Below are 23,249 nucleotides of genomic sequence, written 5' to 3'. Positions count from 1 at the left end.
TGGTCATTGCGTCAGGTCGATCTCGTAGACGGCGAGGTTCTTGCCCGAGCCGTCGTCGGCCGCGACCTGCGTGATGCCGGTCAGGCCCGCCGCCGCGGCGTCGCCGAGGCGGTTCTGCGCGGACGCGAACTGCACGTGCGCGACCGAGCTCGCGAGCTTCGTGAAGCGCCAGCTGCGCTGCGCGCCGTCGGCCGCGCGCGTGATCGCGCCGCGCTTCTTGATGAACGCGATCAGCACGTCGCGGTTCGCATCCGGCGACGCGAAGATCGTCTTGCTGCCGTCGAGGCCCGGGAAGTTGCCGCCGCCGCTCGCGCGGTAGTTGTTGGTCGCGACGATGAACTGCGCGTTCGGGGCGATCGGCGCGCCCTTGTACGTCAGGTTCCTGATCCGGCTGCCGACGGGCTGCGTGACGTCGATTTCATAGGCGAGATCGGCCGACGTGAACATGTCGAAGTTGTAGCCGGGGAAGCTGCTGACGAGCGGCTGCACGCTCGCCTTGGTCGGATCGATCGTGTTGAAGCGCTTCGCGGCCGTCTCGAGCCAGTTCTTCACGTCGGCGCCGCTCACCTTCACCGCGTATACGGTGTTCGGATACAGGTACAGGTCGGCCGCGTTGTTGATCGCGAGCGCGCCCGGCGCGACGTCGGTGTAGTCGCTGCCGCCGCCGAAGCCGCTCTTGAACGGCGCGCTGACCGACAGCACCGGCAGCGACGCGTACTGCGGCAGGTTCGCCTGCACGTAGGTCTTCACGTAGTCGGCCTGCGCCTCGTTGACGATCTGGATCGCGCCCGGATCGCCGACGTCCGCGAAGTACGAGTTCATCCGGTAGTCGGTCGAGCCGATCGGCGTCTTCACGTAGTCGATCGTCGCCTGGTGCTCGGCCGCGATCGCGGCGGAGACCGACGGGTCGGCAGCGACGTAGCTCCTGTCGGCGTTCTGGATCGGTCGCGCCTCGACGGTCGTCTGCGACTTGTCGACGCTCCACGTCTTGCCGTCGAACTTCAGGCCGAGCTTGATCACGCCGAGATGCTTGCCCCAGTAGTTCGCCATCACGGTCGGCACGCCGTTGACGGTGCCCTTGACCTTGTCGACGCCCGGCAGGTTGAACTGCGCGACCGTGCTGTTCGCGTCGGGGAACACCTGGTGCGAATGGCCGATCAGCATCGCGTCGATGCCGGGCACCTTCGACAGCCACCAGCTGCCGTTTTCCATCGTCGGCGAATACGCGGCGTTGTCGAGGCCGCCGTGCGAGATCGCGACGACGAGATCGGCGCCCTTCGCGCGCATCTCCGGAATGTACTTCTCGGCCGCTTCCTTCAGGCCCGTCGTGTAGACCTTGCCGTCGAGCCAGCGCTTGTCCCAGTTCATGATCGCGGGCGGCGTGAAGCCGATGATGCCGATCTTCACGGGCGTGCTGACCGTCTTGCCGTCCGGCGTCGTGGCCGTCACCGTGCGCGTCAGGATCGTGTACGGCGTGAACAGCGGTGCGTTCGTCTTCGCGCTGATCACGTTCGCGAGCACCTGCGGGAAGTTCGGGCCCGCGCACTTCTTCTGCTGGGCCGGCGCGGGCAGGGCGTCGACCTCGAACGTGTTGCCGGTCACCTGCGACAGGTACGGCAGCCCGTAGTTGAACTCGTGGTTGCCGATCCCGCCGCCGTCGAATTTCGCGGCGTTCATCACCTTGTAGATCGCGAGCGTCTGGTCGCAGCCGACCGGCTTCACGAGCGCCTGATAGTCCGACAGCGCGGTGCCCTGGATCGTGTCGCCGTTGTCGAGCAGCAGCGTGTTCGGGTACTGCGCGCGCGCCTGCGCGATCAGCGTCGACACGCGCTCGAAGCCGAGCGAATTGTCGGCGGCGAGCTTGAAATAGTCGTACGACAGCACGTTGGTGTGCAGGTCGGTCGTCTCGAGCAGCGCGAGCGTGGCCGTCGTGCCGACGGGTGCCTGGGTCTGCGGCTGCGGCTGCGACGACGGCGAGGTGACGTCATCGCCGCCGCAACCGGCGAGGGCGAAGGCAAGGCTGGCGAGCGCGGCGGCGCCGGTCACGCGACGGCGGGAAAGCGGGGGGAGACGCATCGATTGTCCTGTTCGGTGTTCTGTTCTATGGGTCGCGATGAATCGCGGGCACGCAGCGAAATGGCGGCGCGAGCGCCGACGGCCTGATGTGCGGCGCGTGAGAGTATCGAAAGGAAACGTGACGGAAGAATGAAAGGTCATGTGCGAGGCAACCGGCCGGCCGGCGCTGGCGGTACGCGCCGCACCGGCTCGACGCGGGGAAGACGCCCGCGGCCAGCCATCGCCGTCCAAAGCGATCCCGGCCAAGCAGCCCTCGGCCAGCAGCACCGACTCGACGCGGGGAAGGCGCCCGCGGCCAGGCATCGCCGTCCAAAGCGATCCTGGCCAAGCCGCCCTCGGCCAGCAGCACCGGCTCGACGCGGGGAAGGCGCCTGCGGCCAGGCATCGCCGTCCAAAGCGATCCTGGCCAGCCGCCGCGGCTGAATCTCGATGCCCGCCGCCCAGCCGCCCCGCCCGCGCGCCCCGAGCCCCGAGCCCCGAGCCCCGAGCCCCCACCGAAATCCTCACGTCGCGGCGCCGGGCGGTTCGCTACAATGACCGCTGTCATCCTTTTGCAAACAACCCGCCCTTGGACTTCGAGACTCCTCCCGGCCTGTCGGTCGATGCCGGCGGTCAGGGCCAGACGGTGCGCCTGTACGGTCAGTGGACCGCGCTCGCGCTTGCACGCAACCGTGGCGCGGTCGCGCGCCGCGTCGCGGGCATCGCGTCCGGGCACGTGAGCGAATGGGATCTGTCCGGCATCGAACGGCTCGACCACGTCGGCGGCCAGGCGCTGTGGCGCGTATGGGGCCGCAAGCTGCCGCCCGGCGTCGCGCTGAGCGCCACGCAGCGCACGATCTTCGAGCGGATCGAACGCCTCGACAGCCAGCGCGAGGCACCGGAGCGCGTCGTGCGGTTCGATCCCGTCACGCGCCTCGGCCTGGGCATCTTCGCGTTCGGCGAACACCTGCAGGGCGGCATCGCGATGTTCGGCCGCGTCGTCCTCGATGCGCTGTCGGTGCTGCGCCGTCCGAAGACGATGCCGTGGACGGAAACCTCGGCGAACATCTACAGCGCCGGCGCGCAGGCGCTGCCGATCACCGCGCTGGTCGCGTTCCTGATCGGCATCGTGCTCAGCTACCTGTCCGCGCAGCAGTTGCAGACGTTCGGCGCGAACCGCTACATCGTGAACATCCTCGGGCTGTCGGTGATCCGCGAACTCGGGCCGGTGCTGTCGGCGATCCTCGTCGCGGGGCGCTCGGGCTCGGCGATCACCGCGCAGATCGGCGTGATGCGCGTGACCGAGGAGCTCGACGCGATGCGCGTGATGGGCATCCCGCACGGGCTGCGATTGATCCTGCCGCGCGTGCTCGCGCTCGGCGTCGCGATGCCGCTGCTCGTGATGTGGACCAACATCATCGCGCTGACGGGCGGCGCGCTCGCCGCGAAGCTGGTGCTCGGGATCGACGTCAACTATTTCGTGCGCTCGCTGCCGGGCGTCGTGCCGATCGCGAACCTGTACATCGGCATCGGCAAGGGTGTCGTGTTCGGCATGCTGATCGCGCTGGTCGCCTGTCATTTCGGCTTCCGGATCAAGGCGAACTCGCAGAGCCTCGGCGAAGGCACGACGACGTCGGTCGTCACGTCGATCACGGTCGTGATCCTCGCCGATGCGGTGTTCGCGATCCTGTTCCAGAACGTGGGGCTGGGATGAGCGCGCCCAACGGATCCGACGAATCGAGCGCACACGCCGCGGCCGTCGGCGCAGGCTCGGTCGGCACGCCGCCGGGCGCCGCCGTGCGCGGCGACGACCTCGTGATCGAGGTGCGCAACCTGACGAAGCGCTACGGCCGCAACATCGTTCACCAGAAGCTCGATTTCGACGTGCGGCGCGGCGAGATCGTGTCGATCGTCGGCGGCTCGGGCTCCGGCAAGACGACGCTCGTGCGGCAGATTCTCGGCCTCGAGCGGCCGACGTCCGGCACGATCAAGGTGTTCGGCGAAGATACGTCGAAGATCGACGCCGCGACCGCGCGAATGATGCGCACGCGCTCGGGGATGCTGTTCCAGCAGGGCGCGCTGTTCTCGTCGATGACGGTGTTCGACAACGTCGCGCAGCCGCTGCGCGAGCTTGGCCGCGTGCCGCCCGACCTGCTGCACGACATCGTGATGCTGAAGCTCGAGATGGTCGGCCTCCCGTGCAAGCATGCATCGAAGATGCCGGCCGCGCTGTCGGGCGGGATGGTGAAGCGCGTCGGCATCGCGCGCGCGATCGCGCTCGAGCCCGAGCTGCTGTTCCTCGACGAGCCGACCGCCGGGCTCGATCCGCAGGCGTCCGACGAATTCGTCGAGTTGATCGCGACGCTGCATCGCACGCTCGGGCTGACGGTCGTGATGGTGACGCACGATCTCGACACGATGATCGCGCTGTCGACGCGCGTCGCGGTGCTGGCGGACCGCAAGGTGCTGGTCGCCGCGCCCGTCGAGGAAGCCGCGAACGTCGACCATCCGTTCATCCACGAATATTTCCTGGGGCTGCGCGGGCGCCGCGCGCTGCAGGCGCTGCCGCCCGAGCGGCGCGCGAAGCTGCCGAAGGCGGCCCTCGAACCGGCGCTGCCGAGCGTCGAGTTGTAAGCCTCGCAAGAAGCAAGGAACCCGCGAATGGAAAACAAATCACATGCGTTCTGGGCCGGCCTGTTCACGATCGCGCTGACGCTGGCGATCGCGGGCACCGTGTTCTGGTTCAACGTCGACCGCACCGTGCGCGTGCCGTACGACCTGCTGGCACGCACCAACGTGACCGGGCTGTTTCCCGATGCGGCCGTGCGCTTTCGCGGCCTCGACGTCGGCAAGGTGCAGTCGATCGGCTTCGATCGCACGCATCCGGGGCAGATCCGGATCCGGATCCTGGTCGACCACGACGCGCCGATCACGCAGTCGACCTACGGCAGCCTCGGCTTCCAGGGCGTGACGGGCATCGCGTTCGTGCAGCTCGAGGATACCGGCCGCGATCTGGCGCCGCTGCCGTCGTCGCCGAGGGCGATCGCGCAGATTCCGATGCGTCCGAGCCTGTTCGACCAGCTCCAGGAGCGCGGCGACGTGCTGCTGCGCGAGCTCGAGCAGGCGGCGAAAAGCGCGAACGAGCTGATGTCGCCGGACATGCGCGAGCAGCTGCGCGCGACGGCCACCAGCCTGCAGCACGCAGCGGACGGCGCGGCGACGCTGTCGAAGCAGCTCGCGCCGGCGGTCAACGCGCTGCCGGAGACGATGCGCCAGGTCGATCGCACGATGGCGTCGGCGAACACGCTGCTGCAGCCGAACGGGCCGCTGGTCGCGAACCTGAACAAGGCCGGCACGGCGGCCGAGCAGGTCGGCGTCGCGCTGAACGACCTGAACGCGCGGGTCCAGTACGACACGCTGCCGCGTTTCAACGCGCTGGCGGGTGACGTCGGCGATGCGTCGCGGCAATTGAAGGACGTCGCCGGTGAACTCGGCCGCAACCCGAGCAGTCTGTTGTTCGGTTCGCCCGGTTCCGCGCCCGGGCCCGGCGAAGCAGGCTTCGTCTGGCCGGGCGCGCGCACGGCAGCCGGCCAATGACGCGGGTCGCCCGCCCATCGGCCAGGCGGCCCGCAACGAGCGCGGGCCATCACGCCATCGAAACCGCAAACATCATGCAGGAACATTCCATGCCACGAACCCTTGATCGCGCGCTGCGTCCGGCCGCGGCCGCGCTCGCGATGCTCACGCTCGTGTTCGCCGCCGGCTGCGCCGGCAACAGCGCGGCGCTGTCGAACATCCGCTACGACCTCGGGCCGGCCGCGCCGGTCGTGACGGCCGGCACGGGCCCCGCGCTGAAGGTGCTCGACATCGGCGCGCCCGACGCGCTCAACACCGACAAGTTCGTCTACCGCCTCACGTATGCGGATGCGCAACGCATGGCCGTCTATCGCGACAGCCGCTGGACCGCGCCGCCCGCGCAGTTGCTCACGCAGCGGCTGCGCGGCGCGCTGTCGTCGCGCGGCGCGGTGCTCGAAGGTACCGACGGCGTACGCGCGCCGACGCTGAAGGTCGACCTGAACGAGTTCGAGCAGGTGTTCGACGGGCAATCGCAGAGTCACGGCGCGGTCACCGCGCGCGCGACGCTGATGCAGGACGGCAAGGTGCTCGGCCAGCGCACGTTCGTCGCGCGCGCGCCGTCGAGCACGCCCGATGCGGCCGGCGGCGCGCGTGCGCTCGCGGCCGCGAGCGACGAACTCGTGTCGCAGATTGCCGCGTGGGTCGGCGTGCAGGCGTACGCGGGCACGCCGTGACGCGCGACGTGCAGTCGCGATGAACGCGCCGGACACGCATCGCGCGTCGGCGCTGGCGCGCCAGGCGTTTGCCGCGTACGCGGCGCTCATCGTCTATGCGTCGCTGTATCCGTTCGACGGCTGGATGTCGCTCGGCATCGGGCCGTTCGACTACCTGTTCGCGCCGATGCAGCGCTACGTGACCGCGTTCGACGTGGTCACCAACGTACTCGGCTACCTGCCGTTCGGCGCACTCGGCGTGCTCGCGCTGCATCCGCGCCGGCGCGGGGTGGCCGCGACGCTGATCGTCAGCGTGCTTGGCGTGCTGCTGTCGGGGTCGATGGAAGCGCTGCAGACCTACCTGCCGACGCGCGTCGCGTCGAATCTCGATCTCGCGGCCAACGCGCTCGGCGCGCTGCTGGGCGCGGCACTCGTGGCGCCCGCGACCGGTGCGCTGCTCGATCGCGGCGCGCTGCGGCGGCTGCGTTTCGCGTGGTTCGAACCCGACGGCTCGACGCCGCTGCTGCTCGCCGCGCTGTGGCCGTTCGCGATCCTCTTTCCGTCGCCGTTCCTGTTCGGCATCGGCGACTGGCCGGCCGCGCTGTGGGAGCGCGCGGACGGGTCGATGCAGGACGCGCTACTCGCGTGGCTGCCGGCCGCGTGGCAGGTGAGCCAGTGGCCCGAGCGCGTCGACGGCTGGCTGTCCGATTCCGCATGGGAAGCCGCGCTCGGCGGGCTGATGCTGTTCCCCGCGCTGGCGATCGCGTCGCTCGCGATGCGCGCCGCCGCGCCGCGCGTGCGGCTGCTGATCGCGTTCGTCGCCGCGACGCTCGTGCTGAAGGCGGCCGCGACGTTCATGCAGTCGACCACCGGCCTCGTCGTCGTGTGGGCGACGCCCGGCGCGCGGCTCGGCATCGAGCTCGGCTTCGCGGCGGCGCTGATCGCATTGCGCGTGCCGGCCACGTGGCGCGCATTGCTCGCGGCGCTCGCGCTGCTGGCGGGCGTCGCGCTCGTCAACCTGCTGCCGGTCAATCCGTTCTTCGACTTCACGCTGTCGGGCTGGCGGCAGGGCCGCTACGTGCACTTCAACAGCATCGCGCGCTGGCTCGCGTGGATGTGGCCCTATGCGGCGCTGATCTGGCTCGGCCTGCGCGTCGAGCGCGCGTGGCTGCCCGCGGCGGTGCGGCGCTGACGCGGCGATGCCGGCAGGGTGGCAGGGTGGCAGGGCGGCGGGTGGCAGGGCGGTCGCCGCTCGATCGCGGGCAGCGGCGCGCGCCCGTCGTTATAATCGTCCGCATCCTCGATTGCGCGGCACCGCGGCAATCGTTCCTCCTTTCGCCCGGCACCGCGCCGGGCCGCACGTCATCATCATGGATTCCTACTACCAGCACCACGTCTTCTTCTGCCTGAACCAGCGCGATCCGGGCGCCGATCGTCCGAGCTGCGCGCAATGCGACGCGCAGACCATGCAGGAATACGCGAAAAAGCGCGTGAAGGAACTCGGCCTCGCGGGGCCCGGCAAGGTCCGCATCAACAAGGCCGGCTGCCTCGACCGCTGCGAGGAGGGTCCCGTGATGGTCGTGTATCCGGAAGGCACGTGGTACACCTACGTCGACCAGGCCGACATCGACGAGATCGTCGAATCGCACCTGCGCGACGGCCAGGTCGTCGAGCGCCTGAAGATCTGAGCGGGCCGGCCGAATGAACGTACATACGCAGAAGTCGCTGATCGCCGGCCCGGTCGGGCAGATCGAAATCGCTGTCGACGTGCCGGACGCCGTGCGCGACGGCGGCGCCGCGCCGCGCGGCATCGCGCTCGTCGCGCATCCGCATCCGCTGTTCGGCGGCACGATGGACAACAAGGTCGCACAAACGCTTGCGCGCACGCTCGTCCAGCTCAACTATGTGGTGTACCGGTCGAACTTCCGCGGCGTCGGCGCGACCGAGGGCGTGCACGACAACGGCATCGGCGAAGCGGACGACCTGCTCGCGGTGCTCGCGCACATGCGCGCGCAGCCGGCTCATGCGGACCTGCCGCTCGTGCTCGCGGGCTTCTCGTTCGGCACCTTCGTGCTGTCGCACGTCGCGAAGCGGTTGCGCGACGCGGGCGAGACGATCGAGCGGATGGTGTTCGTCGGCACGGCCGCGAGCCGCTGGCAGGTCGCCGACGTGCCCGAGAACACGCTCGTGATCCACGGCGAAACCGACGACACGGTGCCGATCGCGTCGGTGTACGACTGGGCGCGGCCGCAGGAGCTGCCGGTCGTCGTGATCCCCGGCGCCGAGCATTTCTTCCATCGCAAGCTGCATGTGCTGAAGCGCATCATCGTCGACGCGTGGCGTTGAAGCGTTGAAGCGTTGAAGCGTTGAAGCACTGAAGCACTGAAGCACTGAAGCACTGAAGCACTGAACCGGGCAGGCGGCGCCGATGCCGCCGCCTGCCTGCGGCCCCACGCGTTGCCCGACGGATACACGTCGCGCGACAGCAAGACGCACCCCCTTCCGACACGATCGCCCAGGTTCTCCGCCACGCGGCGCAACCCGACTTGCGCACCGCCTGCGCACGCCTTTCGCACGGCTTCGATCGCCATCGCCGGTCATCGAGCCGCGCTATCCTCTCGAAGCCGATGCGCGGCCACGCCGCGTACAGTTCGCGAAAGTGCCGTTCGCGGCCACGTATAATGGCCGCTTTCGCGTTGCCCGCGGCCCGGCTGGGCCCATGCGGCGCTCGTTTCGCCGCCTGTCCGCCCGCTCGCGACGGCCGCGAACCGAACGCGCCCGCACGAGTCCAACCGGCGCGTTTCGCGTCGCCCGACGAAGTCGGGCGAGTGGCCGAAACGCCCGCCGCCTTGCCGTTCAACCCTGCGCGTTTCGCGCCGCACTTTCTGCCATCAGCCTGAATCGATCATGCGTCTGTCACCCCAAGGCCTCAAGTCCCTCGCTTCTTCCATCGCCTTCGGCACCGCCGCGCGCAACGTCGCGCTCGGCGTGATGCTGCCCGTCGCGCTCGCGTCGACGATCGTCGTCGCCGAAGCGAAGCCGGCCGCCAAGGCCAAGGCCGCGCATGCGGCGCCCGCCGCCGAGCAGTTCACCGGCGCGCCCGCGACCTTCATGCCGGGCGCGGTGCCGCCGCCGGGCGTGAACGCGCGCTCGTGGGTGCTCGTCGATGCAACCAGCAACACGGTGCTGGCATCGGGTAACGCGGACGAACGCGTGGAGCCCGCGTCGCTGACGAAGCTGATGACGGCCTACCTGGTGTTCGAGGCGCTCGACAAGAAGAAGATCTCGATGGAGCAGATCGTCACGCCGAGCGATGCGGTGCGCCGCGTCGGCCGCGACGAATCGCGCATGTTCATCGAGGCGAACAAGCCGGTGTCGGTGCACGACCTCGTGTACGGGATGATCATCCAGTCGGGCAACGACGCGGCGATCGCGCTGGCCGAACTGGTCGGCGGCAGCGAAGGGCAATTCGTCACGCTGATGAACACGGAGGCCGCGCGCCTCGGCATGAAGGGCACGCACTTCGCCGACGTGAACGGCATGCCCGACCCGAACCACTACACGACGGCCGGCGACCTCGCGAAGCTGTCCGCGCACCTGATCCGCGATTTTCCGCAGTACTACAGCATCTTCTCGGAGAAGGAATTCAAGTACAACAACATCCGCCAGGGCAACCGCAACCGGCTGCTGTGGCTGGATCCGACGGTCGACGGCCTGAAGACGGGCCACACGCAGGCGGCGGGCTACTGCCTGATCGCATCGGCGAAGCGCGCGATCCCGGGTGTCGACGGCCAGCGCCGTCTCGTGTCGGTGATGATGGGCGAGCAGAAGGAAGGCGAGCGTACGCAGGACAGCATGAAGATGCTGAACTACGGCTATAGCGCGTTCGACGCGGTGCGTCTGTTCAAGGGCGGCCAGGCGATGTCGACGCCGCGCATCTACAAGGGCAAGGAGAACACCGTGCAGGTCGGCGTGAAGGGCGACCAGTGGGTGACCGTGCCGCGCGGCCTCGGCGACAAGGTCAAGCCGCAAGTCGAAGTGAACTCGCCGCTGATCGCGCCGCTCGCGGAAGGCCAGCAGGTCGGCACCGTGAAGATCGTCGCCGACGGCAAGACGCTGTCGGAGTTCCCGGTCGTCGCGCTGCAGGCTGTGCCGGAAGCGGGTATCTTCGGACGTATCTGGGACTCGATCTTGCTGATGTTCAGCAAGAAGAAGTAAGCGCCACGGGCCTTTGTTTTCACGACTTCATCCCCATCTGGTATAGCCATGAGCCAAGCCGAATTCGAACCGATCGTCTACCTCAGCGTGTCGTCGCAGGAGGAACTGGTGCCGCTGTCCGAAGCCCGTGTGCCGGTGCTCGACCGCGGGTTCATCTTCGGCGATGGCGTGTATGAAGTCGTGCCCGTTTATGCGCATGACGGCGCGCACGTGCCGTTCCTGATCGAACAGCACCTGGACCGGCTCGCGCGCAGCCTGAAGAAGATCGGCATCGCGAACCCGCACGACGCGGCCGGCTGGCGCGCGCTGATCGAGCGCGTGCTCGCCGCGAACGCGGAAGGCCTCGTCGACAGCAATGCGCTCGTCTACCTGCAGGTGACGCGCGGCGTCGCGAAGCGCGGCCATGCGTTCCCGGCGAACGCGGTGCCGACGGTCTTCGCGATGACGAGCCCGCTGCGCCTGCCGTCGGCCGACGAGCGCGCGCGTGGTGTGCGCTGCGTGACGGCCGAGGACCGCCGCTGGCTGCATTGCGACATCAAGTCGATTTCGCTGCTCGGCAACGTGCTGATGGCGCAGCATGCGGCCGAACGCGATGCGTTCGAGACGATCCAGCTGCGCGACGACCGCGTGACCGAAGGCTCGTCGTCGAACGTGTGGGTCGTGAAGAATGGCGAACTGTTCGCGCCGCCGCGCAGCAACAAGATCCTCGAAGGGGTCCGCTACGCGCTGGTCGAGCAGCTGGCCGACGAATGCGGGATTCCGTTCGTCGCGCGCGAGATCAGCGAGGTCGAGCTGCGCTCGGCCGACGAAATCATGATCACGTCGGCCACGAAGGAAATCCTTCCCGTCACGTCGCTCGACGATCTGCCCGTGAAGGGCGGCAAGCCGGGCGCCGTATTCGCGGCGTTGTACGACGCGTACCAGCGCGCGAAAGCGCGCGAGTTTGAACAGTTTGACCTAACCCGGAGAAAGTGATGAGCGAACCGACCAAAACCATCGAGGTGACCGGCGCGATCGATACCCGGAAGGAGTCGCTGCTGGAGTTTCCGTGCGATTTCCCGATCAAGATCATGGGCAAGGCGCACCCGGAATTCAAGGACACGATCTTCAAGGTCGTGGCCGTTCACGACAACGAGATCGACGTCGAGAAGATCGAAGAGCGCGCATCGAGCGGCGGTAACTACACCGGCCTCACGATCACCGTGCGCGCGACGAGCCAGGAGCAGCTCGACAACATCTACCGCGCACTGACCGGCCATCCGATGGTCAAGGTCGTGCTTTGATCGTCAAGGCTGTACTTTAAGTCCTTTCCATCCTCCTTCCTGCGCGCACTCGGCGGGGGTTTTCCCCGCCGCGCGCCGCGCGTCCAGCTCGTCGCACAGCAGCTTGAATTTCGCGACTTCCTCGAGAATCCACGCCCTGAACGCCTGCACGCGCGGCGTCGCCAGAAGCGGCGGCGGACACACGAAAAAATAGTGCCACGGGCTCGGCCCGTCGATGTCGAACAGGCGCACGAGGCGCCCGTCGAGCAGGTCGTGCACCGCAAGCGAGCGGCGCACCAGCGCGATGCCCTGGCCGTCGATTGCGGCCAGCAGCAGGTTCGACGAATCCTGGTACAGGATCCCGCGTTTCGGCTCGGTCAGCGTGTCGAGCCCCGCCGCGTCGAACCACGGCCGCCACAGCTCGTCGTCGGAGCGCAGCAGGTTGTAGTGCGCGAGATCGGCCGGCGTTTGCGGCAGCTTGCCGCCGTTCAGCGTGGGCGCGCAGGCCGGAAAGAACACCTCCTCGAACAGCGGCTCGACGTGCAGCCCCGGATAGTTGCCGAAGCCGAAGCGGATCGCGAGATCGACGTCGTCGCGCGCGAAATCGGTCAATGTGTTGGTCGACTGCAGTTCGACGTCGATTTCCGGATGCCGCTCGATGAACGTGCCGATGCGCGGCGTGACGAAGCGCGCGGCGAACGACGACAGCATCGACACCACCAGCCGCCGGTCGCGATCGCTCGCGCGCACTTCGCGGGTTGCGTCGGACAGCATCATCAGCGCGGTGCGCACCTGCTGCGCGTAGCGCATGCCAGCGCCAGTCAGGCACAGCCGCTTGCCGTTGCGCGCGAACAGCTGAACGCCCAGCTCCTCTTCGAGCGCGCGCACCTGGTGGCTGACCGCGCCGTGCGTGACGAACAGTTCGTCGGCGGCGCGCGAGAAATTCTCGTGACGGGCGGCGGCTTCGAACGCGCGGATTGCATTCAGTGCAGGGAGCTGTCGGAGGTCCATTTGCTAATTTTCCTCACATCGACGTGAAAATTGGTCGTTTGGTCGGGCGCCTTTAAGTGACTACGATTGTAGCCATCGAAGCACTTCTTGGCGGAGTCGATCATGCAAGAAATTTCCTCTAGCATCACGTTCGAAATCCCTGCGGGGGAAACCGTGCCGATGCGGGTGCAACGAAGCACGCGCCTGACGGTGCATTGCGGGCCGGTCTGGGCGACGCGCAGCAACGACGTCGAAGACTACTTCCTCGTCGACGGCGAGACGCTCAAGCTGCGCCGCGGCGAGCGGCTGTGGCTCAGCGCGGACAGCCCGGATGGCGCGCATGTTGCGTTCTCGGTGTCGCGGCCGCCCGCGGAAGTCGCGCTCGGCGTGCTCGCACGGCTGCGCCAGCGCGTCAGCGCACTGCTTCACGACGGCTGGCGCACCGTCTGACGGCCCTTTCGTCCGACGGATGCGTGCGATCCGTCCCCTTCCAAGGCCGGCGAGACGCATGGGTTTTCGGTAAACTACCGCCCATGTCCGTCTCGCCGGTTTCCATCGTGTCCACGCCTGTTGCTGTTTCAGAATCGCCTGCCGGGCTCCCGGCCCAGCCGGTCACCGTGCGCTGGCGGGGCCTCGAGGCCTACGAGACGAGCTTCGACGCGATGCGCGCGTTCACCGACACGCGCACGGCCGACACCGGCGACGAAATCTGGGTCGTCGAGCATCCGCCCGTCTATACGCTCGGCCAGGCCGGCGACCCGGCCCATCTGCTGGTGGCCGACAGCGGCGTGCCGCTCGTGAAGGTCGACCGCGGCGGACAAATCACCTACCACGGCCCCGGCCAGATCGTCGTCTACCTGCTGCTGGACCTGCGCCGCCGCAAGCTGATGGTGCGCACCCTCGTGACGAAGATCGAGGAGGCCGTGATCGAAACCCTCGCGGCGTATAATCTCGCTTCGGTCCGCAAGGCGGGCGCGCCGGGAATCTACGTGGCATCCGGCGTGCACGAGGGCGCGAAGATCGCGGCCCTCGGCCTGAAGATCCGTAACGGCTGCAGTTATCACGGGCTGAGCCTGAACGTGAAGATGGATCTGCGCCCGTTTCTCGCGATCAACCCGTGCGGCTATGCCGGACTGGAAACCGTCGACATGGCGAGCCTCGAGGTTGCCGCCGACTGGAGCGACGTCGCCCACACGCTGGTGGGTCGTCTGATTGCCAACCTCGATGGCGTATCCGCGGCCGCCGACAAGCCGCAGGCACTGGAACATTCGAATGACTGACGTTACCGCTTCCCCCGCACCGGCCGATTCGGCCGCGACCCCGGCCTACGATCCGACCGCCAAGCAGAAGGCGCAGGCGAAGACGGCGCGCATCCCGATCAAGGTCATTCCGATCGAGAAGCTGAAGAAGCCCGAGTGGATCCGCGTGAAGGCGGCCACCGGCAGCTCGCGCTTCAACGAGATCAAGACGATCCTGCGCGAGCACAACCTGCACACCGTGTGCGAGGAAGCGAGCTGCCCGAACATCGGCGAATGCTTCGGCAAGGGCACCGCGACGTTCATGATCATGGGCGACAAGTGCACGCGCCGCTGCCCGTTCTGCGACGTCGGCCATGGCCGTCCCGATCCGCTCGACGCCGACGAACCGAAGAACCTCGCGCGCACGATCGCCGCGCTGAAGCTCAAGTACGTGGTGATCACGAGCGTCGACCGCGACGACCTGCGTGATGGTGGCGCCGCCCACTTCGTCGAGTGCATTCGCGAAACGCGTGCGCAATCGCCGGACACGCGCATCGAGATCCTGACGCCGGACTTCCGTGGCCGTCTCGACCGCGCGATCTCGATCCTCAATGCCGCGCCGCCCGACGTGATGAACCACAACCTCGAAACGGTGCCGCGCCTGTACAAGGAAGCGCGCCCGGGTTCGGACTACGCGCATTCGCTGAAGCTCCTGAAGGACTTCAAGGCGCTGCATCCGGACGTCGCGACGAAGTCGGGGCTGATGGTCGGCCTCGGCGAGACCGAAGAGGAAATCCTGCAGGTGATGCGCGACCTGCGCGCGCACGACGTCGACATGCTGACGATCGGCCAGTACCTGCAGCCGTCCGAGCACCACTTGCCCGTGCGTGCGTACGTGCATCCGGACACGTTCAAGATGTACGAGGAAGAGGCGTACAAGATGGGCTTCACGCACGCGGCCGTCGGCGCGATGGTGCGGTCGAGCTATCACGCCGATCTGCAGGCGCATGGGGCTGGGGTGGTCTGAGCGCTCGCTGACGCTCCACGCATAAAAAGACCCGCTTTGCGGGTTTTTTTATGCATTTCTTTGTCTCGCTATCCTGACGAAGCGAAGCATCGCCTTCTAGCGCAGCGCAATTTCGTCAGCGCTCCCAGCAGCAGCCAGCATTCGGTCGATCTTCCGTCATGCCATTATCGGAAACGGGCTTTTAGTCTTCAAGCTTGCGAAACCGCGCATCGCGCATTCTGATACTCTCGACCCACAGTTCCCAATCCTCGGCCGAAATATAGGCGCCAGTCTCTTTCCTGCCTTCTTCCAGAAAGCTCGTTTGTTCCTCAAGGCTCAGGCTATCCCAGAACGAGTCCCATACATAGTTCAGCCAGTAGTGAGGATCGCCCTGACTGATATGCAGAACCGGTCCAAACTCATACAACGTGATCCACGGCGGGGTTGGGTGGAAACCCTGCTCAGAGAGCTTCGCAATCAGTTCAACATCGTTGGAGAGCAAGCGCACGACTCGTTCTGCAAACCTCCATGTGGGGGAGATGATGGTACTCAGCGACTGCCCGTCGACTTCGCGGATGAAGTGAAAATACGCGACCTCGTTCCTGCCTTGCCGCACGAGACTGAGCAAAGCTGGAAACTGACCAGGCTGAACATAATGAACCAGCCCAAAGGCATGGATACCTGCATCGCCTTGATATATCGGCTTGGGATAGGCCGGAAGTTGCTGTTGTTCTAGATCGAGCGCACCGGAGCCGAAAATAGTTTGCAATTCACCGAGCGACTTTCCAAAGGCATCTTCCAGACTCTTCAGACCTTCCCGCTCCGCACGCTTCGTTTGCAACTCTTCAACCTTGCGCTTGAAGAAAGACACATCTCCTCCCTCATCATTTATCTGGGATCTGGTCGGCAATCATCGAGCCGCCGAAATAGTCGATAGCGCCAAAGAGAATGCCACCGATGGCGCCGGTTATTACGGCACCAGGCCCAAGTTCAATACCAACCATCGCACCCGCTGTAGCCCCTACCCTGGCTCCAGCAACGGCGCCGGCCCAACTACCTGCCCATCCCCCAGCCTGGCGAAGGACTTCCTTTTCCAGAGGACGAATGGACTTTAGACGAATGGATTCATTGGACGCAACCGAGAGGTCATAGCCGGTAAAAGCGAGGCCGACAACCCGCACAACCCGAGCAAATTTGACGATGCCGAGGCTGATAGCCAAACCACGCTGCGAGAACACGCCTTCACCGGGCACCATTGGCCGCGGCTGAACCAGAACCTCCTTGTCCATGACTAAGACTTTTTGCTTGATATGTTCCGCCCACCGTCTGTCTTTTGAACGCGCCGTGGCAGCATACTCATCGATGGCCTGAACAATCTCATCGGTTGTGACGAGCTTCGCACCTGCTCGCTTGGCTTTGGCGATGTCGACATACACTGCCTTGCCTGTCATTCTTTCCGTGCCTTGAGGATAGATGTTGCTGGTAGAGGCATAAGAAGTCAGCTTCTCGTATTCCAGCACGTGCTCAACAACACTTCCTGGGGCCTGGGGACCACCCTTGCTCCACAGACCATATTTTTCTGGATAGACCTCGCGCATCTCACCAAGGGGTGAGAGTTCAAGTTGTTTGAGATATGGATCGCTGATCGTGCTGTACGTGCGACGGACCAGCATGCCATCCTTGCCGACTTCCTCGACTGTAACAAAGAAGAAAATGCGAGCAGGCATGTGATGCCCGAGGACATCATACTTGGAGTCAGCGGTAGTGTTTGTCGTTGTTCGATAGGTGAAGTTGCTCATCGTTCCCACCGCTCCAGAGCTCGCAGACCTACTGCAATGTCCAGTTTCGACACATCCTTCGTGTAGACACGAGGACAGTAACCTTGGGAATCCGTCAGGCCCTTGTAGACCGCGCCTGTTGACGTGCGAATGTGATAGGGCGAACTGCAAACAGGTTGATTATTGGCGTCGAGTACGCGGACGCGCTCATCGCAGTTGCCTCGATACTCTTCCGTCAGAGATTGCCCTGAAGATCCATATCCCATCTCGGCGAGGTTATGAAACTCGAAGCTATGAAAGCTATCGGTTTGGGAGGCGATCATTACAGGAGGAGGGTGGCATTTGCAAAGACACAAGTCGCCATCAAGAGCCTGTTCTTTGCCCATCAAATGATCGGGCCAACGAGGACCTTGAGCAGCGATAACACCCGTAGACTGGCACGCGTTACAAACGACCTGAGCGCCAACAAAAGTCAGGGCTGTGCCGTGATGTGTGCAACTGTCTACCCCCTCGATGACGATGCCACCCGTAGTTGACTTGTCGCCTACCTTAAGCAAGTACCGTTTCATGTTCGTCACCTGTTTTCGCAACAGACGAAGAATTATCACTGTGGCATGCGGCGCAGCAATCAGACAGGTACGAAAAACTAGGTAGTCCAAAAAGTTTTGAGGAATCACACATTTTTATCGATTTTTCACCGCCGATGTGCGGAGCTTGCAGCGTCTCGCAAGTTTGCTACGATTTTGTATCGACGAACGAGCGGCGGGCGCGCGCGGCAACGGCCCGCCCCCGCACGACAATCGCCGCCGGACCGGACGACCGATCCATTTCAGCGTGAAAAGCAAAGCTGAAACGGCATCGATAGCTTCGCAGGATAAGTTCGCTCCCGCCGCGCGCAAAGCTCGTAAAGTCGGCTCTCCCGCAGCAATGCCCGCATCCGAAGGAGAGCCGCATGTCCCGTTCCAGCTTCATCCGCCGCGCCGTCGTCGCGCTGACCGCCTTTGCCGCGCTCGGCGCGGCGCACGCCGAATCGCGCGAAGTCGTGATCGCGTACCAGGACATGGTCGTGCCGTGGCGCTACGCGCAGGCGAGCGGTGAAGTCGAAAAGGCGACCGGCTACAAGGTCACGTTCCGCAAGCTCGACAGCGGCGCCGACGTGATCCGCGCGCTCGCGTCGGGCTCCGTGCAGCTCGGCGAAGCCGGGTCGAGCCCGATCGCGGCCGGCCTGTCGCAGGGGCTCGACATCTCGCTGTTCTGGGTGCTCGACAACATCAACGACGCCGAGGCGCTCGTCGCGCGCAACGGCTCGGGCGTGACCAGCGTCGCCGCGCTGAAGGGCAAGAAGATCGGCGTGCCGTTCGTGTCGACGTCGCACTTCCATACGCTCGTCGCGCTGCAGGCCGCGGGCGTCAATCCGAACGACGTGAAGATCGTCAATCTGCGTCCGCCCGAAGTCGCGGCCGCATGGACGCGCGGCGACATCGACGCGACCTACATCTGGGATCCGGTGCTCGCGAAGGTCAAGCAGTCGGGCACCGTGCTGACGACGTCCGGCCAGGTTGCGAAGGAAAGTGGCAAGGCGACCTTCGACGGCTTCGTCGTGAGCCGCAAGTTCGCGCGCGAGAACCCCGAGTTCGTCACGCGTTTCGTGAAGGTGCTCGCATCGGCCGATGCCGATTACCGTGCGCACACGGCGGCGTGGAAGGTCGGCTCGCCGCAGGTCGCGGCGGTCGCGAAGGTATCGGGCGCGAACGCGCAGGACGTGCCGGCGAGCCTCGCGCTCTACGCATTCCCGACGGCGGCCGAGCAGGCGTCGCCGACGTGGCTCGGCGGCGGCGCGCAATCGGGCGCCGCGAAGTCGCTCGCGGCCACGGCCACGTTCCTCAAATCGCAAGGCACGATCCAGACGGTGCTGTCCGATTATTCGGCCGGCGTCGATCCGCAGTTCGTGCAGAAGGCCGCGCGCTGAGCGCGGCCGTTCAGCCCACTCGTCGCGGAGCCCTTCGATCATGAGCACGCTGGAAGTCCGTCAGGTATCGGTTGCGTATCCGGGCGAGCGCGGCAGGCCGACGACGCAGGCGCTCGCGCGCGTCGACCTGCGCATCGAGTCCGGTGAATTCGTCGTCGCGCTTGGCGCGTCCGGGTGCGGGAAGACGACGCTGCTGAATTGCATGGCCGGCTTCGTCGCGCCGACGACCGGCGACGTGTGCGTCGACGGCGTGCCGGTCGCGGGCCCCGGCGCCGATCGCGGCGTCGTGTTCCAGAAATACGCGCTGCTGCCGTGGCTCGACGTGCTCGACAACGTCGCGCTCGGGCTGCGCTTCGCGCGCGTGTCGAAGGCCGAGCGCGAAGCGCGGGCAACGGAAATGCTTGCGCTCGTCGGTCTCGAGCGCCATGCGCATGCGCGCGTGTACGAGCTGTCGGGCGGGATGCAGCAGCGCGTCGGCATCGCGCGCGCGCTCGCGAGCGACCCGCGCGTGCTGCTGATGGATGAGCCGATGGGCGCGCTCGACGCGATGACGCGCGGCACGATGCAGGCGCTCGTGCTCGACGTGTGGGCGCGTACCGGCAAGACGGTGTTCTTCATCACGCACGACGTCGAGGAGGCGTTGTTCCTCGCGACGCGTCTCGTCGTGATGACGCCGGGCCCCGGTCGCGTCGCCGAAACCTTCGAACTGCCGTTCGCGCGCCGCTACGTCGAATCGCGCGATGCGCGCGCGGTGAAGTCGTCGCCCGATTTCATCGCGTGGCGCGAGCGGCTGATCGCGTATCTGCATCGCGACGAGGCGGTGGCGGAGCCCGCATGATGCGCGAGTTCGCGCGGCAGGGCGCGTCCGTCGGGCGCGGCCGGATCAGTACTTTGCACAGGCAGGACGACATGAGCACGCAGGATTCTTGGGCGGCCGATCGAACGGGCGCGGAGCTCGGGCAGGATCGACGCGCGACGCAACGGCTTCGCGCCGCGCGTCCCGCACGCACATCGCATCGCTACCGGTTGCCGGGGCAAGGGAAGACGGCCGCGCTGAGCGCCGCGACGGTCGCGGCGCTGGCCGTGCTGTGGTGGGTCGCGACGCATCTGCAGTGGCTGCCGCCGCTGTTCCTGCCTGCGCCGGAAGCGGTGTGGACGGCGTTCGTCGATGCGTGGCACGGCCGCATCCAGGGCGGCCTGCCGTTGTCCGAGCATCTGCTGTGGAGCGCCGCGCGCGTGTTCGGTGCGTTCGCGCTCGCGACCGCGATCGGCGTGCCGGCCGGCATCCTGATGGGCGTGAGCCGCATCGCCCGCGGCGTGCTTGATCCGTTGCTGGAGTTCTATCGGCCGCTGCCGCCGCTCGCGTATCTGCCGCTCGTCGTGATCTGGTTCGGCATCGACGAAACGGCGAAGCTCGTCGTGATCTTCCTCGCGTGCTTTGCGCCGATCGCGATGGCCGCGCGCGCCGGTGTGCGTGCGGCAACCGTCGAGCAGATCAACGCCGCGTATTCGCTCGGCGGCAGCTTCGCGCAGATCGTGCGCCATGTCGTGCTGCCGGCCGCGCTGCCGGAAATCCTCACGGGGCTGCGGATCGCGATCGGCTTCGGCTGGACGACGCTCGTCGCGGCCGAGATGGTCGCCGCGACGGCCGGGCTCGGGCAGATGGTGCTCAATGCATCGAGCTTCCTGCGTACCGACATCGTCGTGATGGGGATTCTGCTCATCGGCGCGATCGCGTGGCTGTTCGATCTCGCGATGCGGTGGGTCGAGCGGCGGGTGGTGCCGTGGAAGGGGCGCGGGTGAGCCGTGGGTCAGCGCATCAAGTCGCGCTGCCTCGGCGATAGAAGCTGAGCGCGACCGCCAGTCCGGCCAGCATGCCGGCGCAGCCGCGGTTGAGCCATGTCAGCGCTCGTCCGGACATCGCCTTCATCACGTGATAGCCGCTCGTCGCGTAGACGGCCATCAGCAGCATGTCGATCACGGCCGTGACGATGGCAAGCGTCGCGTACTGGATTGCCACGTTCGCACCGGACTCGATGAATTGAGGCAGGAATGCCGAGAAGAACAGCAGCCCCTTCGGATTCGACAGCGCGACGAGCAACGATCGCCTGAACGCGGACAGGCCATCCCGCGCGCCGTCCGCCGCGTGCGCGGCCTGGTCCGACGGCGCGATCGCGGGCGCGCGCCACAGCGTCCACGCGAGGTACAGCAGGTACGCGGCGCCCGCCCATTTCAGTAGCGCGAACAGATGCTCCGAGGCCTGCATGATCGCGCCGAGTCCGCATCCGACCGCGCCGATCAGGATCAGGTCCGACAGCGCGGCGCCGGCGATGCCGTACGCCGCGATGCGCATCCCGCGCGTGGCGCCGTTGTTCAGCGCCAGCAGCATCGTGGGGCCGGGCATGACCGTCACGGCGGAGACGGCAATGACGTAGAGCAGAAGCGTCGTCGTATTCATGGCGCGGCGTGCCGGCGGAGGAGGGCGGTGGTCAGTTTAATGTACGTGGACCGCGCACGCCGCGGCCGGCCTCATTCCCCCATCGCCACGCCTTCGCGCCGCGGGTCCGCACCGCCGAACCACACCGTCTGCCCCTGCACGTTCAAGCGCTGAATCCCGTGCAGTCCCGAATTCATCTCGACGAGCCGCACGTCATGCCCGCGGCCCTTCAGCCCGTCGACGAGCGCATCCGATACGCGCCCGCGCTCGAGCTGCGTCGGCCCGTTCATCGACCCGAAGTTCGGCAGCGCGATCGCCTGCTGCATCGTCATCCCCCAGTCGAGCACGCCGACCAGCGCCTTCGCGACGTGATTGATGATCGCGGGGCCGCCGGCCGAACCGACGATCATCGTCACCTGCTGTGTCTTCTTGTCGAACACGAGTTCCGGCGACATCGCCGAGCGCGGCCGCTTGCCCGGCTGCACGCGGTTCGCGACCGGCCGGCCGTTGTCGTTCGACACGAACGAAAAATCGGTCAGCTGATTGTTCAGCATGAAGCCGCGCACCATCAGCCGCGAACCGAACGCGTCCTCGATGCTCGTCGTCATCGACAGCGCCTGGCCGTAACGATCGACGATCGCGATGTCCGACGTCGACGGCAATTCGGGGCTGCGGTCGTCGGCCATCGCGAGCGTTGCGCCCTGCGGCGTGCCGGCCTGCGTGACGCCCATGCTGTTGTCGCCGATCAGCCGCGCGCGCTGCGCGAGATAGGTCTTGTCGGTGAGGCTCGCCCAGCTGCCGCCCGGCAGCGGCACGAAATCGGGATCGGCGACGTAGCGTGCGCGGTCCGCATACGCGAGGCGGCCGGCCTCGCTGAACAGGTGCGCGGCGAACGGCGTCGGCTCGTAGCCGAGCTCGGTGCGCACCGGCTTCTGCACGCCGATCTGCTGCCAGTCGGGCATCGCCTGCAGGATGCCGAGCATCTGCGCGATCGCGAGCCCGCCCGACGACGGCGGCGGCATCCCGCACACGACCGAGCGCCGGTAATCGGTACACAGCGGCGCACGCACCTTCGCCTTGTAGCGCGCGAGATCCTGCAGCGACAGCAGGCCCGGATTGGTCGGGTGCTTGCGCACCTTCGCGACGATGTCGCGCGCGACCGCGCCGGTGTAGAACGCATTGGCGCCGCGGTCGGCGACCTGGCGCAGCACGGTCGCGAGCGCGGGGTTCTTCAGCACCGTGCCGGCCGCCTTCGGCGTGCCGTCCTTGTTGTAAAAGTACGCGCGCGCGGCCGGGTCGCTGCTCAGGTACTTGTCGTTCGCGATCAGCATCGCCAGGCGCGGGCTGATCGTGAAGCCGTGCTCGGCGAGCCGGATCGCGGGCTGGAACAGCCGGCGCCACGGCAGCTTGCCGTGCGCGCGGTGCGCGGCGTCGAGCATGCGCAGCACGCCGGGCGTGCCGACCGAACGCCCGCCGACCACGCCCTCGTAGAAACTCATCGGCTGGCCGGTCGGGCCGTAGAACAGCCGGTCGGTCGCGGCGGCCGGTGCAGTCTCGCGGCCGTCGTATGCCTGCGTCGCACGGCCGTCGAAGTACACCATGAATGCGCCGCCGCCGATGCCCGACGACTGCGGCTCGACCAGCGCGAGCACCATCTGCGTCGCGATCGCCGCGTCGATCGCGGTGCCGCCGGCCTTCAGCATCTCGTACCCGGCGTGCGTCGCGAGCGGGTTCGCGGCCGCGATCATGAAGCGCTGCGACGTCCAGCCGGGCTTGTCGGTCCAGCCGGACGACAGCTCGGGCGCGTGCACGCCGGGCAGCGGCACCGCGGCGTCCGACGCGGCGGCGACCGGGACGACGGCGTTCGATGGCGCGGACGGCGACGTGCAGCCGGCGCTGAACGTTGCGAGCGCGACGAACGCGAGCGTGGCGACGGGCGTCCAGGGACGCGAATGCGGACGAATCCGGTCGAACATTGAACCCTCGGCAACGGTGAATTCGAAGGAG

The 23,249-nt window shown here is 66.8% G+C and carries 23 protein-coding genes; 16 read left to right on the top strand and 7 right to left on the bottom strand.

Translation table 11 applies throughout. The features are described 5' to 3' along the window. Window positions 1-3: 3 nt before the first annotated feature. Window positions 4-2,076: a bifunctional 2',3'-cyclic-nucleotide 2'-phosphodiesterase/3'-nucleotidase gene (locus O1Q03_RS31030; protein WP_269508086.1), complete on the bottom strand. Its 2,073-nt coding sequence runs from the start codon at window positions 2,074-2,076 to the stop codon at window positions 4-6. Window positions 2,077-2,644: 568 nt separating this feature from the next. On the opposite strand from O1Q03_RS31030, the gene O1Q03_RS31025 reads away from it, so the two are divergent. The 10 genes from O1Q03_RS31025 (at window position 2,645) to O1Q03_RS30980 (ending at window position 11,845) form a co-directional block, all read left to right on the top strand. Continuing rightward, window positions 2,645-3,769 carry an MlaE family ABC transporter permease gene (locus O1Q03_RS31025; protein WP_442865890.1) on the top strand — a complete coding sequence of 375 codons (1,125 nt, stop codon included), beginning with the start codon at window positions 2,645-2,647 and terminating at the stop codon, window positions 3,767-3,769. Beyond that, window positions 3,766-4,689 carry an ABC transporter ATP-binding protein gene (locus O1Q03_RS31020; protein WP_269508084.1) on the top strand — a complete coding sequence of 308 codons (924 nt, stop codon included), beginning with the start codon at window positions 3,766-3,768 and terminating at the stop codon, window positions 4,687-4,689. Before O1Q03_RS31025 ends, O1Q03_RS31020 begins: the two co-directional genes overlap by 4 nt. 27 nt (window positions 4,690-4,716) lie before the next feature. Then, complete coding sequence (locus O1Q03_RS31015) at window positions 4,717-5,652, top strand: MlaD family protein (protein WP_269508081.1); 936 nt, start codon at window positions 4,717-4,719, stop codon at window positions 5,650-5,652. Window positions 5,653-5,741: 89 nt separating this feature from the next. Beyond that, entirely contained in the window at window positions 5,742-6,365 is a 624-nt protein-coding gene (locus tag O1Q03_RS31010) for an ABC-type transport auxiliary lipoprotein family protein (RefSeq protein ID WP_269508078.1), read from the top strand. A 19-nt stretch (window positions 6,366-6,384) separates the two neighbouring features. Then, entirely contained in the window at window positions 6,385-7,536 is a 1,152-nt protein-coding gene (locus O1Q03_RS31005; RefSeq protein WP_269508074.1) for a VanZ family protein, read from the top strand. Window positions 7,537-7,714: 178 nt separating this feature from the next. Next, window positions 7,715-8,032, top strand: a complete 318-nt coding sequence (locus O1Q03_RS31000) for a (2Fe-2S) ferredoxin domain-containing protein (RefSeq protein WP_269508072.1) — start codon at window positions 7,715-7,717, stop codon at window positions 8,030-8,032. Between the two features lie 13 nt (window positions 8,033-8,045). Further along, window positions 8,046-8,690, top strand: coding sequence for an alpha/beta hydrolase (locus tag O1Q03_RS30995; protein WP_269508069.1), 645 nt, complete (start codon window positions 8,046-8,048; stop codon window positions 8,688-8,690). A gap of 561 nt (window positions 8,691-9,251) precedes the next feature. Further along, window positions 9,252-10,562 (top strand): D-alanyl-D-alanine carboxypeptidase family protein, encoded by a 1,311-nt coding sequence (locus O1Q03_RS30990; protein WP_269508066.1) that lies wholly within the window; start codon window positions 9,252-9,254, stop codon window positions 10,560-10,562. Between the two features lie 48 nt (window positions 10,563-10,610). Continuing rightward, window positions 10,611-11,537, top strand: coding sequence for a D-amino acid aminotransferase (locus O1Q03_RS30985; protein ID WP_269508064.1), 927 nt, complete (start codon window positions 10,611-10,613; stop codon window positions 11,535-11,537). Next, window positions 11,537-11,845 carry an HP0495 family protein gene (locus O1Q03_RS30980; protein WP_011353335.1) on the top strand — a complete coding sequence of 103 codons (309 nt, stop codon included), beginning with the start codon at window positions 11,537-11,539 and terminating at the stop codon, window positions 11,843-11,845. The genes O1Q03_RS30985 and O1Q03_RS30980 overlap by 1 nt, the downstream gene beginning before the upstream one ends. A gap of 3 nt (window positions 11,846-11,848) precedes the next feature. On the opposite strand, the gene O1Q03_RS30975 is transcribed toward O1Q03_RS30980, so the two are convergent. Beyond that, on the bottom strand, window positions 11,849-12,835 hold the full coding sequence (locus O1Q03_RS30975; protein ID WP_269508061.1) for a transcriptional regulator GcvA: 987 nt from the start codon (window positions 12,833-12,835) through the stop codon (window positions 11,849-11,851). 102 nt (window positions 12,836-12,937) lie between these two features. Here O1Q03_RS30975 and O1Q03_RS30970 point away from each other — a divergent pair, with 102 nt between their 5' ends. From O1Q03_RS30970 to lipA, 3 genes are all read left to right on the top strand, one after another. After that, window positions 12,938-13,264, top strand: a complete 327-nt coding sequence (locus tag O1Q03_RS30970; protein ID WP_269508058.1) for a DUF2917 domain-containing protein — start codon at window positions 12,938-12,940, stop codon at window positions 13,262-13,264. Window positions 13,265-13,347: 83 nt separating this feature from the next. After that, window positions 13,348-14,094: a lipoyl(octanoyl) transferase LipB gene (lipB, locus tag O1Q03_RS30965; RefSeq protein ID WP_269508121.1), complete on the top strand. Its 747-nt coding sequence runs from the start codon at window positions 13,348-13,350 to the stop codon at window positions 14,092-14,094. Beyond that, window positions 14,087-15,079, top strand: a complete 993-nt coding sequence (gene lipA / locus O1Q03_RS30960) for a lipoyl synthase (RefSeq protein WP_012329293.1) — start codon at window positions 14,087-14,089, stop codon at window positions 15,077-15,079. The genes lipB and lipA overlap by 8 nt, the downstream gene beginning before the upstream one ends. Window positions 15,080-15,260: 181 nt before the next feature. Here the strand turns inward: lipA and O1Q03_RS30955 are convergent, their stop codons facing one another. Genes O1Q03_RS30955 through O1Q03_RS30945 form a run of 3 tightly spaced genes read right to left on the bottom strand, consistent with a single transcriptional unit; the run spans window position 15,261 to window position 17,405 of the window. Next, complete coding sequence (locus O1Q03_RS30955) at window positions 15,261-15,929, bottom strand: hypothetical protein (protein WP_269508054.1); 669 nt, start codon at window positions 15,927-15,929, stop codon at window positions 15,261-15,263. Window positions 15,930-15,942: 13 nt separating this feature from the next. Beyond that, window positions 15,943-16,857 (bottom strand): glycine zipper family protein, encoded by a 915-nt coding sequence (locus tag O1Q03_RS30950; protein ID WP_269508051.1) that lies wholly within the window; start codon window positions 16,855-16,857, stop codon window positions 15,943-15,945. Continuing rightward, window positions 16,854-17,405, bottom strand: coding sequence for a PAAR domain-containing protein (locus O1Q03_RS30945; protein WP_269508048.1), 552 nt, complete (start codon window positions 17,403-17,405; stop codon window positions 16,854-16,856). The genes O1Q03_RS30950 and O1Q03_RS30945 overlap by 4 nt, the downstream gene beginning before the upstream one ends. A gap of 383 nt (window positions 17,406-17,788) precedes the next feature. Here O1Q03_RS30945 and tauA point away from each other — a divergent pair, with 383 nt between their 5' ends. From tauA to O1Q03_RS30930, 3 genes are read left to right on the top strand one after another with little or no spacing between them, the layout of a single operon-like run. Next, window positions 17,789-18,805: a taurine ABC transporter substrate-binding protein gene (gene tauA, locus O1Q03_RS30940; RefSeq protein ID WP_269508045.1), complete on the top strand. Its 1,017-nt coding sequence runs from the start codon at window positions 17,789-17,791 to the stop codon at window positions 18,803-18,805. Between the two features lie 40 nt (window positions 18,806-18,845). After that, window positions 18,846-19,643 carry a taurine ABC transporter ATP-binding protein gene (locus tag O1Q03_RS30935; RefSeq protein WP_269508042.1) on the top strand — a complete coding sequence of 266 codons (798 nt, stop codon included), beginning with the start codon at window positions 18,846-18,848 and terminating at the stop codon, window positions 19,641-19,643. Next, complete coding sequence (locus tag O1Q03_RS30930; RefSeq protein ID WP_269508119.1) at window positions 19,643-20,608, top strand: ABC transporter permease; 966 nt, start codon at window positions 19,643-19,645, stop codon at window positions 20,606-20,608. The genes O1Q03_RS30935 and O1Q03_RS30930 overlap by 1 nt, the downstream gene beginning before the upstream one ends. 16 nt (window positions 20,609-20,624) lie before the next feature. On the opposite strand, the gene O1Q03_RS30925 is transcribed toward O1Q03_RS30930, so the two are convergent. Next, window positions 20,625-21,263: a LysE family translocator gene (locus tag O1Q03_RS30925; RefSeq protein ID WP_269508039.1), complete on the bottom strand. Its 639-nt coding sequence runs from the start codon at window positions 21,261-21,263 to the stop codon at window positions 20,625-20,627. Between the two features lie 71 nt (window positions 21,264-21,334). Then, window positions 21,335-23,218 (bottom strand): gamma-glutamyltransferase, encoded by a 1,884-nt coding sequence (gene ggt / locus O1Q03_RS30920; protein ID WP_269508036.1) that lies wholly within the window; start codon window positions 23,216-23,218, stop codon window positions 21,335-21,337. Window positions 23,219-23,249 lie beyond the last annotated feature (31 nt).

Origin of the sequence: Burkholderia sp. IMCC1007 (genome assembly GCF_027257875.1) — a bacterium.
In the GTDB taxonomy this organism is placed as follows: Bacteria; Pseudomonadota; Gammaproteobacteria; order Burkholderiales; family Burkholderiaceae; genus Burkholderia.
Note: the sequence above shows the minus strand (reverse complement) of the source record. Positions and strands in the feature narration are given on the sequence as shown.

Excerpts from the sequence above, each read along its gene's own strand:
- O1Q03_RS31010 (WP_269508078.1), top strand. The coding sequence starts at position 5,742 with ATGCCACGAACCCTTGATCGCGCGCTGCGTCCGGCCGCGGCCGCGCTC.
- tauA (WP_269508045.1), top strand. The coding sequence starts at position 17,789 with ATGTCCCGTTCCAGCTTCATCCGCCGCGCCGTCGTCGCGCTGACCGCC.
- O1Q03_RS30975 (WP_269508061.1), bottom strand. The coding sequence starts at position 12,835 with ATGGACCTCCGACAGCTCCCTGCACTGAATGCAATCCGCGCGTTCGAA.
- O1Q03_RS31020 (WP_269508084.1), top strand. The coding sequence starts at position 3,766 with ATGAGCGCGCCCAACGGATCCGACGAATCGAGCGCACACGCCGCGGCC.
- O1Q03_RS30980 (WP_011353335.1), top strand. The coding sequence starts at position 11,537 with ATGAGCGAACCGACCAAAACCATCGAGGTGACCGGCGCGATCGATACC.
- O1Q03_RS30935 (WP_269508042.1), top strand. The coding sequence starts at position 18,846 with ATGAGCACGCTGGAAGTCCGTCAGGTATCGGTTGCGTATCCGGGCGAG.
- O1Q03_RS31005 (WP_269508074.1), top strand. The coding sequence starts at position 6,385 with ATGAACGCGCCGGACACGCATCGCGCGTCGGCGCTGGCGCGCCAGGCG.
- O1Q03_RS30930 (WP_269508119.1), top strand. The coding sequence starts at position 19,643 with ATGCGCGAGTTCGCGCGGCAGGGCGCGTCCGTCGGGCGCGGCCGGATC.
- O1Q03_RS30925 (WP_269508039.1), bottom strand. The coding sequence starts at position 21,263 with ATGAATACGACGACGCTTCTGCTCTACGTCATTGCCGTCTCCGCCGTG.
- ggt (WP_269508036.1), bottom strand. The coding sequence starts at position 23,218 with ATGTTCGACCGGATTCGTCCGCATTCGCGTCCCTGGACGCCCGTCGCC.
- O1Q03_RS30995 (WP_269508069.1), top strand. The coding sequence starts at position 8,046 with ATGAACGTACATACGCAGAAGTCGCTGATCGCCGGCCCGGTCGGGCAG.
- lipB (WP_269508121.1), top strand. The coding sequence starts at position 13,348 with ATGTCCGTCTCGCCGGTTTCCATCGTGTCCACGCCTGTTGCTGTTTCA.
- O1Q03_RS30990 (WP_269508066.1), top strand. The coding sequence starts at position 9,252 with ATGCGTCTGTCACCCCAAGGCCTCAAGTCCCTCGCTTCTTCCATCGCC.
- O1Q03_RS31015 (WP_269508081.1), top strand. The coding sequence starts at position 4,717 with ATGGAAAACAAATCACATGCGTTCTGGGCCGGCCTGTTCACGATCGCG.
- O1Q03_RS31000 (WP_269508072.1), top strand. The coding sequence starts at position 7,715 with ATGGATTCCTACTACCAGCACCACGTCTTCTTCTGCCTGAACCAGCGC.
- O1Q03_RS30970 (WP_269508058.1), top strand. The coding sequence starts at position 12,938 with ATGCAAGAAATTTCCTCTAGCATCACGTTCGAAATCCCTGCGGGGGAA.
- O1Q03_RS31030 (WP_269508086.1), bottom strand. The coding sequence starts at position 2,076 with ATGCGTCTCCCCCCGCTTTCCCGCCGTCGCGTGACCGGCGCCGCCGCG.
- O1Q03_RS30985 (WP_269508064.1), top strand. The coding sequence starts at position 10,611 with ATGAGCCAAGCCGAATTCGAACCGATCGTCTACCTCAGCGTGTCGTCG.
- O1Q03_RS30950 (WP_269508051.1), bottom strand. The coding sequence starts at position 16,857 with ATGAGCAACTTCACCTATCGAACAACGACAAACACTACCGCTGACTCC.
- lipA (WP_012329293.1), top strand. The coding sequence starts at position 14,087 with ATGACTGACGTTACCGCTTCCCCCGCACCGGCCGATTCGGCCGCGACC.
- O1Q03_RS30945 (WP_269508048.1), bottom strand. The coding sequence starts at position 17,405 with ATGAAACGGTACTTGCTTAAGGTAGGCGACAAGTCAACTACGGGTGGC.